This window comes from Leptospira semungkisensis, from assembly GCF_004770055.1.
GTDB lineage: Bacteria > Spirochaetota > Leptospiria > Leptospirales > Leptospiraceae > Leptospira_B > Leptospira_B semungkisensis.
On sequence record NZ_RQEP01000005.1, the window covers coordinates 877,452 to 892,710 of the forward strand.

A 15,259-nucleotide genomic window follows, 5' to 3' on the forward strand; every position below is an offset into this window, starting at 1 on the left:
GTCTTTCTCTTTTCTAACTCGGATTGCTCCGAGCCTAATTTACTTAAGCCAAAAGGACTTTGATGTCTTTTGGACTGGAAGTGCTGTAGATCTTATTTTCGGAAGTTCCCAGGTTTGCCTGAGTGAGTTTCTGAGAAACTACGCTCGGTCCGAAATCTATGCCTACTACTTTAGGAGTGTTAACGAAGGCTGCGGTTGCCTTGTTCCAATGCAGAGCCTTGATCAGAACTTCTCTGAATAATGGAAGGCTAACGTCGGATTCGTTCTGATAGTTTCTTCCATCAAAGATAGAATAAACAGGGATCTTCAGATCGGAACCTTTATAGCTGAATCCGATTCTTTCCATGTCTTTTGGAACTGTGTTCTCCGCTCCGTCCATAACAGGGCAGTGGAAAGGAGCAGTGGTTCTAAGATAAACGAATTTTACTTTCTTCTCATCCATCTCAGCTTTGAACTTCTTACGGAATGAAAGAAGAACTTCCGGATTTCCGGATATGATATTGGAGTCAGGAGTATTGAAGAGAGAAACATAGATCGCTTTGTCTCCGGAGAGTCCGAGCTCTGAGTTTATCTTTTCTACTCTTTCGGAAAGTTCAGCAGCGCTATAACCGATGACTGCAACCATAGGAGCCGGTTGCTTGTCTCCGATTTCCTCGTTTCCTTTTAGTACTTCTTCGGAAGGATTGAAGATACCGTAAAGTTGTTGAGCTCTATAGCCTAAATAAAGGATGAATTTTACGAATTTTGCATATTCTTTGTAGAAATCTGCGCCTTCTTTTCCTAAAGAAACCAGTACAGCAGGAACGATTCCTTGGCTATGGCCGGAAGCGCCTATCGAGTTTGCAAGTAATTCGGATGTAGTAAAACCTTTGTGAGTTAAAGAGACGTAATTTGCCGTCTGCGTGAGAAAGATACCAACGATGGAAACCGTAGCACTGCTCAGATAATTTTCATCCGGAGCGGATTCAGGGTTTTTGATCCAGGATTCGAAATCGTAACCTTGGGAAATGATGTTCTTATCCAATCCAGGGAGCTCTTCTTTCAGAGCTGTGAAGGCAGTATCAAATAATTCTTTTAAAGAAGGTTCTGATTCGTAGATTTTCGAGAGTTCTTTCAACCAAGGCGATCCTTGGCCGCCGAATTGCAGAAATAGTTTATTGCCCTGAGCTTTCGCTTCGTTTAAAAAGTTTGCCACTGTCATACAATGCCTTGTTCTAAGTCGTTAGAAGATGCTTTTCTCCGATGCCTTGGGCTCGCAATTCTTTTTTATTAGCCTTTTGGCCAGTAAATGGCGTTCATAAAGAACGAGTGTTACATTCGATTATAGGAATACCCACTTTGAGAAGAGGATACATACTAGGATCCCTTTCTTTACGGGAAAATGATTGACCCGTTCGGGACCGCATGAGCTTATTCTTTCCAAAACCCTTCTAACTAGAAATATCCCCAATCCCCGGCTTGTCGGGACACGAAAGCAATATGATAAAAGTAAGGAACCTTTCCAAATTCTACGGAAAGAAATTAGCAATTGATCGACTCAATTTCGAACTCAAAGAGGGAGAGATTGTAGGACTTCTCGGATTAAACGGCGCCGGAAAGACAACAACGATCCGAATACTTACCGGTTACTTGATGGCCACTGACGGGTTATGCGAGTTAAACGGATTAAATACCTTTGAACATCCTTTGGAAGTTAAAAAGAAGATCGGTTATTTACCGGAGACTCCTCCTCTTTATGCGGAACTTACCGTGGGAGAGTATCTGACCTTCGCGGCAAGGATCAAACAAGTTGCCGAAGAGGATTTGGGTACCGAATTGGATCGAGTTCTCGGACTGACAGATCTGGTCTCCGTAAAGGATAAAGTGATCGAGACACTTTCACTCGGGTTCCGAAAAAGAGTGGGAATCGCTCAGGCTATATTAGGAAATCCTGAAATTATTATCATGGATGAACCGATCTCTGGGTTAGATCCGAAGCAGATCGTGGAGATCCGAAATCTGATCGGAAGTCTGAGGGAGCATCATACGATCCTTCTCTCCAGCCATATCCTTCCTGAGGTTTTTAAAACCTGTAATCGTTTCCTCTTTCTTCATAAGGGAAGGATCGTATACCAATGTGATCGTCAAGAACTGGAAAAGGAAATGGAAAATCTTTCCGGGTTAGAAGTTACACTTTCCGGAAAGTCCAAATCGGAAACGGAAACGTATCTAAACGGGATTGCTAGTAGATCCGGAGCGACTCTTAAGTTCGTTAGCGAGGATGCGGTTGGTTCTACCTTCTTAGTAAACACTTCTTCCGAAAGAAAGTTTAAGGAAGAATTATATTCCGGGATTTCTTCTTCCGGAATCTTGCCTGAGTTCATCCGTAAGCAGGATGTGACCTTAGAACAAATATTCATGAACAAGGTTTAATCGAATGTTTCGAAATATTAAATGGATCTTCTGGAAAGAAGTCAGAGTGTTTTTCGGCACGTACTTGGCTCCTTTGGTATTGGGAGGCACTGCCTTCTTAAATTCATTGTTCGTTCTTATTTTGAATTTTAACTCTGGAACGAATTATACTGAGACCACGGTAATCACTTTTATTTCCTTTATGAGCACTATGCTCATTGCGATGCTTATCGTTGCAATGGGTTCTATCACAGAGGAAAGGAATAGAGGTACTTTGGAGTTCTTGTTCACTGCTCCTATTTCCGATCTGGAGATCATCGTCGGCAAGTTTCTATTCGGCGCGTTCGTGTGTGCAATTGTTTCAGTGGTTGTAGATGGACTGTTTCCTGTGTTCCTATACTTCTTCTGGAAGGCTCCCTTTTATATCGTTGCATCAGGGACAATCGGAGTATTTCTCCTGGGTTTGTTTACATTTGCAGTAGGTTTGTTCGGATCAAGCTTAGGAAAGAACCAGATGATCTCCATGCTCATCTCTATTTCCATTCTGTTGACTCTTTGGGTGATCGGATACTTCTCTCACTTATTCGATGCGGTTACACGTAAGGTCTTGTTTCACCTTCATATATTCTCTCATTTTATCAGCTTCTCAAAAGGCGTTTTACCATTGAACAGCATAGTGTTCTTTATCAGCGGAACGATCTTCTTTTTATATCTGACCGTAAAAGTTCTGGAATCTAGGAGATGGAGAGGATGAAGAATCAACTAACTCATAGGATCCTTTCTTGGGCATCCATCGCCTTTCTATTACTCTTTTTTCCGATCTACGATTCGTTTAACGGAGCAGGAGTTCGTTGGCTGATCTCTTTGACAGTCCTGACTACGATACTTGCTTCTGCTGCGTTGTCTTATTTGGGATTTAAGAAAGGAGAGAAGGAGATCAATCTTCTGATCTCTGCCGGCCTGGGGATCTTCTCTCTTGCGATCTATTTCCTAAGAATCTATTTAGAAGACATGACCTTACAAAAGGCTGGTACTGCTCCTGTTTGGATAGATAGTCTCAGAGAATTTCTTTTAGTCTTCTTGGTCCTTTCCGTTTTAGGAAGCGCATTCTTGGGTATCTTAAGGGAATGGGAAAGAAGCAGTTTCGAAAACCAGTCCAGTCTGAAAGGAAGAAAACAAAGTCTAGTCAGGGACTTCTTCTTAGGAACCGGGATCCTTCTTCTTATATTAATAGTAGCAAATTATATTTCCGTAATACGAAACCATAACTTCGATCTAAGCTCCAAGGGAGTTTATTCCTTCTCTGCAGAAGCTAAAAAGATCCTGAAGCAAATTCCTGAAGGCGGGGAAGTGGACGTAGTCGCATTTTATCCAAGACCTTTAGAGAATGCTCCTAGTTCCGACAAATCTGCCGCTCTAGCTCTTAGAAGGATCCGTCCCGATCTAGAGATCTTACTTGGTCAATTGGCATCCATTCATCCCGGATTTAAGGTAAAATTCATCAATGCGGACGTGGAGTTGGATGAGCTCGCTGAATTCGGACAGGTTTCGAACGGAAATATTTTGCTTCGCTATCGTAAGAGCGGAAGTATCAAAGGACCTTATCCTGAGCAAAAGGTAAGTGTAAAAGATAAGTCCGAGTTAGAAGACTTAGAAAGAAAATTGGTCCAATCTTTCACCAATGTGACCACCAAGGAAAGAAAAGTATATTTCACCCAATCCAATGGGGAAAGATATTCGCAGGTTTTTCAAAATCTTCCGAATGAGAAATTAACACGCTTAACTGCCGGGCTATCTTTTTTGAATTTTAAGGTAGATGGTCTCGGTTTTCAAAATAATTGGCCTCCTAAGGTCCCAGACGATGCTGAATTCTTAGTGATCGCCGGTCCTACAGTTCCGTTCGGTCCTGAGGCTCGCCTAGCCATATTAGAATTCTTTAAAAAGAAGAAGGGAAAGCTTCTCATTACAGTCGAGCCTAAAGGTGGAGAGAACTTCGATTGGTTATTAGAAGGTGCAGGTTATGCTTTTGTAAAAGCCACTCTCTCTCAGATCCCTTCCCAACCTGGATTGGTAGTCGCAAAATCATTTCGCAAACATGCAATCGAAGAATCTTTATCAAAGAAAGATAATGGAGTTGTATTTCCTTACGGAGGATATTTCGAACCTAAGGCTCCGAAGGATCCTCAAAATAAGGATCTGGACTCCTATATTCTTTTGGAGACAGGTGGCGATTCTTATCTAGATGTGAACTCGAATGGAAAGCAGGATGCGAACGATGACAAGAAGAATGTTCCGATCGCGCTCATTCTGAGATCCGCAAATCAAGTCGGACTTCCTCCTGTAAATAGCCAGGATCCGAACTCGCCTCCTTCTATTCCTGAAACAAAATCAGAGGAAGAAGGACGAGCTGTTATCTTCTCGGGAACCTCTTGGATCACCGATCAATATCTCCCTTATGCTGCCAATTATGAGTTAGCTGGCGCTACTGCTACCTGGATGTACCAAGATATCAGTTTACCTGCAATTCCCCCTAAGAAGGAAGAGATTGAAACGGTATCCTTAACTGACGGACAGAAGCGTGCGGTTTGGATCCTAGGAATGTTCTTGTTCCCAGGCTTGATTGCGGGACTTGGATCCATCTATGTCGTACGAAGAAGAAGGGTCGGACAATCGGATGAGAAATAAACTTTATCTTCTCGGAGCGGCGGCAGTACTTCTCTTTATCGCCTTCTTCTTAATTGAAGAGAATAAGGAAGATTTAACCGAGATCCAATATTGGAAATTTCCGATCGATCGGATCGAATATCTTCCACCTAGTGAAGAATGGTTGGAAAAAGCGGACGAGAAATTCCACAAGAACGCGTTTACTATCTCCGTTAAGGAAGGAATCAAGAAAGGTGGAAAGTTTTTTCTAGTTTCGAATCTGGATAAAGAAACCGGAAAAAGCATAGAGTTCGAAGGCGGATACAATGCCGAAAATACTGTCCGAGATTTCAGTGTCTTTCGCGTCAAGAGTACAGAGCCTGTGACGGCCGGAATTCCTATTAAAGATTCATTATATGTAGGAGAAGGTTCTCCTAAGTTAATAATCTATTCAGGAAATAATTCCAGGACTTTGAGAATCGGAAGAAAGCATTTTTCCAATTCGACCAGGATCATTTTGGATTCGGAGTCTTCTCCTGTTTTACTTACTGTATCTTCTTATTTGTTTGATAGATTCCAAAAAGGGCCGGAGGATTTTCGTCTAAAGGCATTGCTCAGTCTGAATAAGGAATATATTAAAGAAATTTCATATATAGACGAAGGCGGCAAGGCAGTTCGAGTAGATAATACGCCTTACGAAGAAAAGAATAACAAAAAGAATTTTTGGCGTAGGCTGTCTGGTACGATCATTCTACTCGAACCTAGAATTGGAGAGGAATTATATAGATCCGTTACCAGTCTAAAAGTAGAGCTTTTTCCGGATGAACCGAATGGGGCCGGCTTTGGCGTGGGAACTGTTCTTGCTCCCAATTCCAATCAAAATGAATTCTCTTTAGCCAGTCTGAAAGTGTTACTTTCAGACGGAAATGAGATCATCTATCGTTTTCATATGCCTACTACGATCGGCGATAAGAAACTGAATCCTGTCATTCGCATAGTAAATGGAAACTTTAAAGAGCCTCCTTTCTATGTTTCAGAAGAAAGCCTTTTAAAAATCCAACATGCGGTTTCAAAAATACAAAATGCAAAGGCTATCGTGAAACCTGCAAAAACGAATCCGAAGAAAGCGACTCCTAAAAAGCAATGATACTTATCAATTCGCAAAATCCTCTTACGGAAACTGAGAAGTCCAAGCTTTCTCTTTTGGAGAAGATATTCAAGGCTCCTCAGGAAGCCTTTGATCTTTATCTAAGAGATTCCTTATTGGGAAGAAAAGAACTATTACGTTTGCATTATGCACTTTGGATCCTCGCTCCCATCTCTAAGATTTCCGGAAACGTAATCAAGATCATTCTGGATTGGCTATTTTCGGATGAGGTTGAATTCACTCTATTCTCAGGAGTTTTTACTTCTTTCTTATTGTATCCTCTAATATTGATCGTGGTATCTCAACTGGACGTGGTTCGAGTGTTCTACAAGAAAGTCGATCGCGTCAAAGGGGAAAATTATCCTCCCGCTGATGTATTGACTGTTGCCTTCTTGCCATTCTCCGCATCTGCAGTGTTTTGGATCCTGCCTAGTCCATTAAACTTAGGATTGATCGGGGTTTCTTTCTTATACTCTTTATATCTTTGCTTTGTAGGGATGAAGCGGGTCAGCGGTTCCGAATCTAAAGAAACACTTTTGTTTTTTCTTGTGGGCATTGCGTATCTATTAAGTATTTCTTTAGCGTTCACCTTTGTTTATAATATTATAAGGACCTTATTGAATTGAAAATCCATCTTGTCGGTATTGGCGGGATCGCCATGGGAAATTTGGCTTCTATGTTGAGAAGTTTGGGCCACGAGGTCTCTGGCTCCGACGCGGGAGTTTATCCTCCCATGTCCGACAAGTTAAAAGAATGGGGAATTCCATACGCCGAAGGATTCGATGCAGAGAGAGTTAAAGGAAAGGATCTAATCGTAATCGGTAATGCGATCTCTAGAGGAAATCCTGAGGTCGAAGAAGTTTTAAACTCCGGCTTGGAATACGCGTCTATGTCCTCCGCTTTAGAGAAATATATTCTCGCAGGCAAGAAGGTAGTAGTCGTTACCGGAACTCATGGAAAAACCACGACTACCTTTATGATCCATCATCTTTTGAAGGAAGTAGGATTAAGGCCAGGTTTGTTTGTGGGAGGAATCCGCAAGGATGGATTTCCGGGATTCGAATTCACAGATGGAAAATACTTTGTGATCGAAGGAGACGAATACGATACCGCGTTCTTCGATAAGGCCTCTAAGTTCTTACATTATCGTCCTACTTACACGATCATGAACGCATTAGATTTTGATCATGCGGATATTTTCAAAGATATAGGCGAGATAGAGACGATGTTCTCTCGTTTGCTTAGATTAGTTCCAGGAAACGGAAAAGTATATTATTGGTCAGGCGCTTCTAACTTAAAAAGAATCTGCGCAGAAGCTTCCAAGTTCGTAAAATCAGAAGCATTCGAATTCAATAAAAAAGACTCTAAGCTCGTTTGGAAGAAGGGTGATCTATTCTCCGGATCTAGAGTGCTTCGTCCCAGATTCTTCGGAAATCATAACTATAGAAATGCAGAGGTTGCGCTAAGAGTTTGCGAGGATATTCTCAAAGAAGAAAAAATCCAGAACGCAAAAGAAAAACTCTTGGATGCTCTCGAGACTTTTGCTGGAGTCAAGAGAAGACAGGAGATATTATTCGAGTCTCCTCGTAGTATTTTGATCGAAGACTTTGCACATCATCCTGTGGCTGTCGAAGAGACGATCAAATCAGTGAAACAAAGATTTCCTGGATTTAAGATCATCAGCTTATTCGAACCTCGCAGTGCAACTTCTCATAGGAATGTTTTTCAAAAAGAGTACTCTTTTGCATTCAAAGGCTCTGCTGTGACTATGATCACTGAGATCTTCAATCTGAAAAAGGTCTCCAAGGACAATCGCTTGGACGTTAAAAAGCTGATCTTGAAACTTCCCAAGCATTCAGGAACTCTTCCTTTTTACTGCAAAGACCCCAAAGATCTAGTACATAAACTTAGGAAAATCCTTCCCCAATTCGAGAAGGATAAAATCCTGATCTTAGCGATGTCCAATGGGGCATTCGGCGGTATTTATCCTTCCTTAAAGGAATTGGTCGGGTCCAGAAAATGAATCTATCGGAAGAATTAGATAAGATCTTTGAAGAAGCCAATCGTTTGATCGGATCTTCCGTAGATGAGGCGGATCTGGACAAAAACAAGAACGAGTATCTTGGCAAGAAGGGCAAGCTTACCTCCGTTCTAAAGAATCTCGCTGCTCTTTCCATCGAGGAGAAGAAGACTGTAGGCCAAAAGGCAAATGATCTTTCTCGCAATTTAGAAGATATCGTAGCAAAGACCAGAGAAGACCTGAAAGTAAAAAGTTTCAGAGAGCAGTCCGAGAAGGAATGGTTCGACGCGCTTAGACCTTTGGGAGAAGCGGAACCAGGAACACTTCATCCAATTACAAAAATCCAATATGAAATAGAGGACATTTTCACCTCTATGGGATTCGAAGTTTGGGATGGTCCGGAAGTAGAGACTGATTTCAATAATTTCGGCGCCTTAAATTTTACGGATGATCACCCTGCAAGAGACATGCAGGACACATTCTATCTAGAAGACGGAAATCTGCTTAGGACTCATACTTCTGCAATTCAAGTAAGAGCATTACGAAAACTGAAACCTCCTTTTAAGATCATAGGTCCTGGTCGAGTCTTTCGTTATGAAGAAGTGGATGCTTCTCACGAGACCAGCTTTTATCAGATAGAAGGAATGGTAGTAGGTAAGGATATTTCTGCGGGAAATATGCTCTATACCATGGAAGTCTTACTCTCCAAAGTTTTTGAAAAAGAAGTCAAGACACGTCTCCGTCCAGGATTCTTTCCTTTCGTAGAACCTGCATTCGAATTAGATATCAATTGCCAGGTTTGTGGTGGAAGTGGCTGCTCCGTATGCAAACACTCCGGCTGGTTAGAGCTCATGCCTTGTGGACTCGTACATCCGAACGTTTTTAAACTGAATGGATTAGATCCGAAAGAATGGACCGGATTCGCTTTCGGGCTCGGACTAGATCGTCTAGTCATGATGCGATACGGGATCCACGATATCCGCTATCTTCATTCCGGAAATCTAAGGTTCTTAAAGCAATTCTAATATGGTAATCACTCCGATCCAAACTCGATGGAACGATTTGGATCCCTTTGCTCACGTCAATAATGCAAGATACATGTCCTATCTCGAGATAGGAAGAGTGGACTATTGCTCAAAAAGATTTTCAATCAAGGATATCTACGATGTTCCTTTCTTACTCGCAAGGATAGAAGTGGATCTGATTAAAGCAGTAGAGTTGATGGATCCGATTGAGGTCTGCACTTGTGTTTCTAAAATAGGGAACAAGTCCTGGGAGTTTACTTCTATCATTCGTCATGTAGAAACCAAGGAAACATTTGCGAAAGCGAAGACTGTTCAGGTTTCCTATGATCATCGCAATAAGGCTTCAGTCATTATTCCTGATTGGATCCGTAAGATCTTAGAAGAAGATCAAAAGAAGTTCGAAGAATTTTCCTTAGCCTGAATTCAATTTGCTAGCCGAAGCATCTCGCCTTTAACTAAACCTTTTTCATTGCCCTATCAAAATCATCGATATTTGGTTTCTTACCGTGGTCGATTTATACTGAAGAATGTATACGAATCCTTTTTTAGATCAAAGAATGTCATGTAGAGCTGTATTTAGTATGAAAGGAATCTTTACGAAAACCTATGATCCGAGCTAGATTAACTAAGATACATCATTGGATTTTTTATCTCCTACTTCTATTCGGACTCGCTTTAGGTTGCAGTGAGAAAGGAAAGCATCTTCCGAGTCGCGAAGAATTGAATCACAATATTCTCGGCCCAAAACATAACTTCATCTTTCAGATAGCGAAAGGAGAGATTACTTATTACGAAAGAGAATCAGATATTTTTTCGGAATGGGGAACATTCTCTATAAGTTTGAAAGATCAAAAAAATTCAGAACAGATTCTTTCGATTTTTAAAAATAAAGCCGTTTCAAACGGATGGAAGTACGATAAAGAAGGTTGTGATCAACATATACTATCTACAGTTGCGGATCAACCTGGTTGCATCCAATTTCGCTATCATTTCAAGGATGATCCGCAGTCTGTCTTCTTATTGCATGTCGTTCGCGAAAACGAAGTTCTTAAAATCTTTTATAGACTCGATGGAAATTGACCTGTCATAGAACTTCCATCTCGGTTCAAATGAAATGTTCTTAATCCATCGGAAGTTCTAGAGGCTTTCCTGTTTCTGCTAAACTTTTGATGGACGAAAGCACTCTTGCCCATCCCCCGTCTGCAGAGCGTTGGTAAGAAGGATCGCCTTCTTTGATCTGATCATTGATCAAGATCAAGCGGGTCAATTTTCCAAAGGCCTCCAGTTTATAGATAGTTCTGGATTCGAAATCAGCATAATGAGCTCCATATACTGAGCCTACCACCATACTTGTGGATAAGAGTTGGTTTGGAATGATCTCCAAGATCTTTCCTTCTACGTGAGAGGTTCTGTCTCCTGCAATTCCAGGACCGATGTAGGCGTACTTGCTTCCTATTTTAAAATCGGATTCTATTCCGCAGCCATGAAAGATCTTACCGCTTTCTTCTTTAGATACTAGAATCTTCCAAACTTCTTCAGGCTTCGCAGCTATATAGATCTCATATTTGATTTCCATTTCAGTCTCCTTGGAAATATGCAATGCGATTCGCTTTGCAATTGATAGAAGTAGAATACCAATCTACTAAACAAAAAGATTGTAAAAACGCGACAAGTACCGTAATTTTAGCAAATCAAGAAGGCGATTTTGAAAACCGATTTGAGAAAACCTAGAGGGATCATTCGATCCATGGCCGGAGAAAATTGGAATCTTACCTTAAGTGCACCTTCCGATTCTCTCAGCTTTTATGTAGAGCATTATTGGTCTGTTCGATGGGACATGAGTGAATCAGGGCCGATGGTGCAAGAGAATCTTCCTCATCCGACAGTTCATTTAGTATTCGAAAAAGATAATACTAAGATCTTCGGAGTCGTGAGCGGTAGATTTACAAAATCGCTTGAGGGAAAGAACAGAGTCTTCGGTATCAAATTTCGTCCCGGAGCCTTCTATCCATTCTATAAAAAGCCAGTATCCGATTTTACGGACAAAGAGATCACGATTGAGCAAGTTTTCGGGGTTTCTACAAAACCGCTCGAGGACGAGGTTTTCAGTTTAGAGTCTGAATCGGATCTAGTTCATTCCGCAGAAGATTTTTTATACGAAAGACTGCCTGAGGAAAAAGACGAAAATATAGCTCTGATCAATCAACTTGTAGAAAGAGTGATTGCTGATCGTTCCATTCTAAAGGTCGAAGATCTTTCGGAGATCTCGGGACAAGGGATACGCAATCTGCAGAGGATATTCAATCAGTATGTGGGAGTCAGTCCTAAGTGGGTGATCAATCGATACCGTATGCATGAGATCTTAGAAAGGATTACGGAGAATACGGATTGGGTCCGGCTTGCTATGGACCTGGGATATTTTGACCAGGCTCATTTCATCAAAGACTTTAAAAGAATGGTGGGCAAGAGTCCTGAAGAATATTCCAAGAGTGCTCACTCCACACAGTTGACCTGACATTCTGCTCCCGCAGTCTTTAAGATCTTTACTATATTAGGATTTTCGTATCTATCTTTCTGAACGGCCCAGTCCATAGGGGTCCAACCGTTATTGTCCTTCTCATTGACTCTGGCACCAGCTCTAAGAAGAAGTTTCAAGGCTTCCTGATCACCGCTTTCTGCAGCCTTATGCAAAGGCGTCCATCCGTCGTCATTCTTCATGTTTACGTCAGCGCCTCTTTGAAGCAGCATCACAATTATCTCCGGATAATTTACGGAGAGATGTAAAGGAGTCATTCCATCGTTACGAGTGACATTTGGATTCGCGCCAGATCTCAAGAACAAACCTGCAAGTTCATAGAAGCCATGAGCAACCGCTCTGTGAAGGGGAGTTTCTCCATCTCCGTTCTTTGAATTCAATTCAGCACCGATTTGTAAAAGAAAACTGGAGACCTCATAGTAACCGAAACCTGCTGCCTTATGAAGAGGAGTGTTTCCCAAATAGTCTTTTGTATTTGGATCAGAACCTCTCAATACGAAGCGAACTATCTCATCTAGATTTCTTTGGCGAATGGATTCAAAGAATTGCAGATCCAGATCTGAATTTGCCTTTAAGGAATTTCTAAGTGTCTTTAAAGAATCCGCACCGATCAGAATTGTATCATTGCTCGCCAATTTCTCAGCTGCAGTCTTATTTGAATTGGAATCGATGGTATTTGGATTTGCCCCGAGTTTAATACAGGCATCTATTTCGATCTTGGATTTTTTATCGATGGCTTCCAAGAGAAGAATGTCTGCTTTAGATTGATCGAATAAATTCTCTCCCACCTTTGAGGCGGTCTTATTTCGGAACTGATTAAAATATTTAATCTGTTCCTCCGAAACGAACTCAGATCTACCAAGAGTCTCCAACACTGCTCTGAAACCGTCTCGTATCTTTTCAGTGTAGATCCTTTTTTGTTCAGGATCGGATTCTAATCCTTCTGCTAAGAAAGACTTCTCCAAACTTTGATAATATCCGGAGAGTTTACTTTGCAGATAAGAACGTCCGGTGATCTCGGAGGTAACTATCTTTCTTTCAATTCTCGCTTTCAAAGCAGTGAAGTCTAGATTGTTTTTCAGTTTCGAGAGTTCGTTTCGAATAGATCTGTAACTCTGGATGGCTCCAGTAAAGTCGAAGTCAGAGTATTTGCGGTCTCCTTCCTTCTCCTCCAAACCGAAAATTGCAAAATTCATTTTCTCGATCCGATCATCTAACGCTTTTTCGAATTCCTTTAAACGATATGGTTCCGGGGCTTTATTTAGATAAGAATGCTTTAGCTTTTTGTAATCCGAATTTAGGCTCTTTAAGGCCGAGGCTTCTCCTCCTTGCGTTGCCTTGGAATCCAGATCGGTCAAAGAATCTTTGTAAGATAAGAAATAAGAAGTAGAGATCTTGGAACGAATCGCCTTCAAGTAATCTGAAATTTCCTTCTTTGATTTTTCAGATAATCTTTCTTCTAAAGCAGCTAAGATCTGAGTATATTCAGAAACGGATCGATCGTATTTCTTTTCCTTAACGAGTTCGTCCGCATTGGAAAGCTTGGGTCGTATCGCATCCAAGAGACCTTTTGCATTTACATCTTCCGTTTTGAAATCTAAGGCATTGATCTCGCCGTTTTTATCGGTTTGTATCTTGAAATGAGAGAACTCCACCTTATCGCTAGGTCCCGGATAAGCAGCCGCGAAATTGATCGTATACTTTGGATCTATGAGTTTACGTCCTGCCTCCGAAGAATAGTAATCGATCTGATATTCAGGAAACTCTAGATCGAAAGAAGTTTTGATGGTATAGGTTAGCGCGAAAGAATCTCTTTTTTGAGAACGTAAATTAATTTTATACCCTTTGTCCGATGGGAATATGGTTCCTGAGATCAATTCATCTGCGTCTATCGCGTCCGCGATCTGCTTCATACAAATCTCATCGCTGCAATTTTGCCTTTGTTTCAACTCTGCTTGTTTGAGAAGAGCCGCTAAAGAATCATCATCCGCAATATTGTATTTTCCTTCGAAATTATGCAGGATAGAATTGATTACTCCATTCCTAAACCGATTCTCTAAAGCTTTTGGTACTCCGGACTCTAATTTGAAATTGTGCACATAGATTTTTGGTATAGAATTTTCTTTTGAAATAAGAGATCTTTCAAAAACGGAAAGAGAAAAGAATAGAATGCAAATCGCAATAGATCTCGAAAGAATTCGCAAAAGGTTCCAAGATTGTTTATTCTTATTCCTGCGATTCATTTTTCTATCCTTCCGGACAAGGGCCTTGCTTCTATAAGAAGATAGTTCCCGTTGATTTCTTTATTACGAAAATCTAACCCTAAATCTTGTTGGAACTCTCGTAAGAGAGAATACAATCTTCCCGCGTCGAACAATGCCTCAACTTCTACCAAAATCCTTCCGTTTTCTGTTTTTCCTCTTTCTAAAACGGAATTAACTCCTTTCAGGGAACGGATCCTAGAAGCTAGATCCGAATCTACAAATTGATCATAAGAGATCTTTTCTATCTCAATCCGAATAGAATGTCCTCTTTTCCATTCCTCCGATAATTTCTTTTTCAACGTAGGAACTAATTGGGAGAAGATTTGCTCTCTCGCTTTTTCTGTTCCGTATTGCAGATCAATTGCAGGACTTCCGCCATACGCAGTATCCGATACAAGAACTCTGGAGGTTTGGGCTTCTACCAATTTGTATTGAAAACTGGCATAAATAGATCGGAGAGAAGATGCCTCCAAGACCCGATCTCCCTCTCTAACGGAAAAGTTTCCGAAAAGCAAGAGCTCGCAATTCTCTTTTTGAGAAAGATTTTTGGCGAATTCGAATAGATCCGTTTCGGAATTCGGCGGATTTTTAGATGCAGGATCTACTTTTGCGTTCGATGAGTTTTTGGACTTAGGATCCGTTTTTGTAGCAGATGAATTTCTAGATTTAGAATTTCCATCAGAAAGATCGAATTCCTGCAACAGAGAAAGAAGTTTGATCTCGCTCTGAGTGTTTGAAGTCTGCAAAGCAGAGTTTCCTATCTTCTCACTTACGAAGATCAGTATTTTAGGTTTTCCTAAAATCTTATATCTTTCTTCGAGAGCATTCCCTGCTGCCTTTGCATTTACAAAACCGGAGGCAAGAATGTTCGTCTTTCCTTGGGCCTCGTTTTTCTTGAGGATCTTGAAATCTCTCACGAAGCCTTCTCTTGAAGATTGTATTAAAAATTCTTTTGTACCCGAATCCAAGAGAATTGAATTCGATTCTATAAATTCTCCGAGTACTTTATCCAACATGAGAAGCTTTGCATTTCTCTCTGCGTCGATTTGATTTTGACCATCGGCTTCTACTTCTACGTAACCAGGGTCAATAGCAGATTTTTTATCCGCACTGACGCAGGCTCCAAAGGTAAGACTACAAAGCATTAAGAAAACTGAGAATGAGAAGATGCTTTTTACTCTTTGGATATTTTCTCGGTCTGCAAATAAAGAATGGTAGAAGTAAATTTCCAAG

Annotated in this window: 14 protein-coding genes; 10 read left to right on the forward strand and 4 right to left on the reverse strand. The window is 41.0% G+C overall.

Going from position 1 to position 15,259, the window contains the following annotated elements; translation table 11 throughout:
• Nucleotides 1–43: 43 nt before the first annotated feature.
• Nucleotides 44–1,201 (reverse strand): ACP S-malonyltransferase, encoded by a 1,158-nt coding sequence (locus EHO59_RS04185; protein ID WP_135585040.1) that lies wholly within the window; start codon nt 1,199–1,201, stop codon nt 44–46.
• 278 nt (nt 1,202–1,479) lie between these two features.
• Between EHO59_RS04185 and EHO59_RS04190 the strand changes: the two genes are divergently transcribed.
• The 9 genes from EHO59_RS04190 to EHO59_RS04230 all read left to right on the forward strand — a co-directional run bounded on the left by EHO59_RS04190 (nt 1,480) and on the right by EHO59_RS04230 (nt 10,306).
• Complete coding sequence (locus tag EHO59_RS04190) at nt 1,480–2,412, forward strand: ABC transporter ATP-binding protein (RefSeq protein WP_135585042.1); 933 nt, start codon at nt 1,480–1,482, stop codon at nt 2,410–2,412.
• Nucleotides 2,413–2,416: 4 nt separating this feature from the next.
• The gene (locus tag EHO59_RS04195) at nt 2,417–3,145 is read left to right on the forward strand and encodes an ABC transporter permease (protein ID WP_135585044.1); all 729 of its coding nucleotides are present in this window, start codon (nt 2,417–2,419) and stop codon (nt 3,143–3,145) included.
• On the forward strand, nt 3,142–5,076 hold the full coding sequence (locus EHO59_RS04200) for a motility-associated ABC transporter substrate-binding family protein (RefSeq protein WP_135585046.1): 1,935 nt from the start codon (nt 3,142–3,144) through the stop codon (nt 5,074–5,076). Before EHO59_RS04195 ends, EHO59_RS04200 begins: the two co-directional genes overlap by 4 nt.
• Nucleotides 5,066–6,181, forward strand: a complete 1,116-nt coding sequence (locus EHO59_RS04205; protein WP_135585048.1) for a DUF4340 domain-containing protein — start codon at nt 5,066–5,068, stop codon at nt 6,179–6,181. The genes EHO59_RS04200 and EHO59_RS04205 overlap by 11 nt, the downstream gene beginning before the upstream one ends.
• Nucleotides 6,178–6,807, forward strand: a complete 630-nt coding sequence (locus EHO59_RS04210) for a hypothetical protein (RefSeq protein ID WP_135585050.1) — start codon at nt 6,178–6,180, stop codon at nt 6,805–6,807. The genes EHO59_RS04205 and EHO59_RS04210 overlap by 4 nt, the downstream gene beginning before the upstream one ends.
• Nucleotides 6,804–8,204, forward strand: coding sequence for a UDP-N-acetylmuramate--L-alanine ligase (locus tag EHO59_RS04215; RefSeq protein WP_135585052.1), 1,401 nt, complete (start codon nt 6,804–6,806; stop codon nt 8,202–8,204). Before EHO59_RS04210 ends, EHO59_RS04215 begins: the two co-directional genes overlap by 4 nt.
• Complete coding sequence (pheS, locus tag EHO59_RS04220) at nt 8,201–9,226, forward strand: phenylalanine--tRNA ligase subunit alpha (protein ID WP_135585054.1); 1,026 nt, start codon at nt 8,201–8,203, stop codon at nt 9,224–9,226. Before EHO59_RS04215 ends, pheS begins: the two co-directional genes overlap by 4 nt.
• Nucleotide 9,227: 1 nt before the next feature.
• Nucleotides 9,228–9,647 carry an acyl-CoA thioesterase gene (locus EHO59_RS04225; RefSeq protein WP_135585056.1) on the forward strand — a complete coding sequence of 140 codons (420 nt, stop codon included), beginning with the start codon at nt 9,228–9,230 and terminating at the stop codon, nt 9,645–9,647.
• A gap of 185 nt (nt 9,648–9,832) precedes the next feature.
• Nucleotides 9,833–10,306, forward strand: coding sequence for a hypothetical protein (locus EHO59_RS04230; RefSeq protein ID WP_135585058.1), 474 nt, complete (start codon nt 9,833–9,835; stop codon nt 10,304–10,306).
• Nucleotides 10,307–10,346: 40 nt separating this feature from the next.
• Here EHO59_RS04230 and EHO59_RS04235 read toward each other — a convergent pair whose 3' ends face one another.
• Nucleotides 10,347–10,802, reverse strand: coding sequence for an SRPBCC domain-containing protein (locus EHO59_RS04235; RefSeq protein WP_246052649.1), 456 nt, complete (start codon nt 10,800–10,802; stop codon nt 10,347–10,349).
• A gap of 129 nt (nt 10,803–10,931) precedes the next feature.
• Here EHO59_RS04235 and EHO59_RS04240 point away from each other — a divergent pair, with 129 nt between their 5' ends.
• On the forward strand, nt 10,932–11,741 hold the full coding sequence (locus tag EHO59_RS04240) for a helix-turn-helix domain-containing protein (protein WP_135585060.1): 810 nt from the start codon (nt 10,932–10,934) through the stop codon (nt 11,739–11,741).
• On the opposite strand, the gene EHO59_RS04245 is transcribed toward EHO59_RS04240, so the two are convergent.
• A complete protein-coding gene (locus EHO59_RS04245) occupies nt 11,720–14,005 on the reverse strand; it encodes an ankyrin repeat domain-containing protein (protein WP_135585062.1) in 2,286 nt (761 codons plus the stop codon). The two genes, EHO59_RS04240 and EHO59_RS04245, sit on opposite strands and share 22 nt — an antisense overlap.
• The gene (locus EHO59_RS04250) at nt 14,002–15,258 is read right to left on the reverse strand and encodes a hypothetical protein (protein ID WP_135585064.1); all 1,257 of its coding nucleotides are present in this window, start codon (nt 15,256–15,258) and stop codon (nt 14,002–14,004) included. Before EHO59_RS04250 ends, EHO59_RS04245 begins: the two co-directional genes overlap by 4 nt.
• Nucleotide 15,259: the final 1 nt, after the last annotated feature.

Bases quoted from the DNA above. Each gene is read 5' to 3' on its own strand.
- EHO59_RS04185 (WP_135585040.1), bottom strand. From the start codon at position 1,201: ATGACAGTGGCAAACTTTTTAAACGAAGCGAAAGCTCAGGGCAATAAA.
- EHO59_RS04190 (WP_135585042.1), top strand. From the start codon at position 1,480: ATGATAAAAGTAAGGAACCTTTCCAAATTCTACGGAAAGAAATTAGCA.
- EHO59_RS04195 (WP_135585044.1), top strand. From the start codon at position 2,417: ATGTTTCGAAATATTAAATGGATCTTCTGGAAAGAAGTCAGAGTGTTT.
- EHO59_RS04225 (WP_135585056.1), top strand. From the start codon at position 9,228: ATGGTAATCACTCCGATCCAAACTCGATGGAACGATTTGGATCCCTTT.
- pheS (WP_135585054.1), top strand. From the start codon at position 8,201: ATGAATCTATCGGAAGAATTAGATAAGATCTTTGAAGAAGCCAATCGT.
- EHO59_RS04245 (WP_135585062.1), bottom strand. From the start codon at position 14,005: ATGAATCGCAGGAATAAGAATAAACAATCTTGGAACCTTTTGCGAATT.
- EHO59_RS04200 (WP_135585046.1), top strand. From the start codon at position 3,142: ATGAAGAATCAACTAACTCATAGGATCCTTTCTTGGGCATCCATCGCC.
- EHO59_RS04235 (WP_246052649.1), bottom strand. From the start codon at position 10,802: ATGGAAATCAAATATGAGATCTATATAGCTGCGAAGCCTGAAGAAGTT.
- EHO59_RS04210 (WP_135585050.1), top strand. From the start codon at position 6,178: ATGATACTTATCAATTCGCAAAATCCTCTTACGGAAACTGAGAAGTCC.
- EHO59_RS04230 (WP_135585058.1), top strand. From the start codon at position 9,833: ATGATCCGAGCTAGATTAACTAAGATACATCATTGGATTTTTTATCTC.
- EHO59_RS04205 (WP_135585048.1), top strand. From the start codon at position 5,066: ATGAGAAATAAACTTTATCTTCTCGGAGCGGCGGCAGTACTTCTCTTT.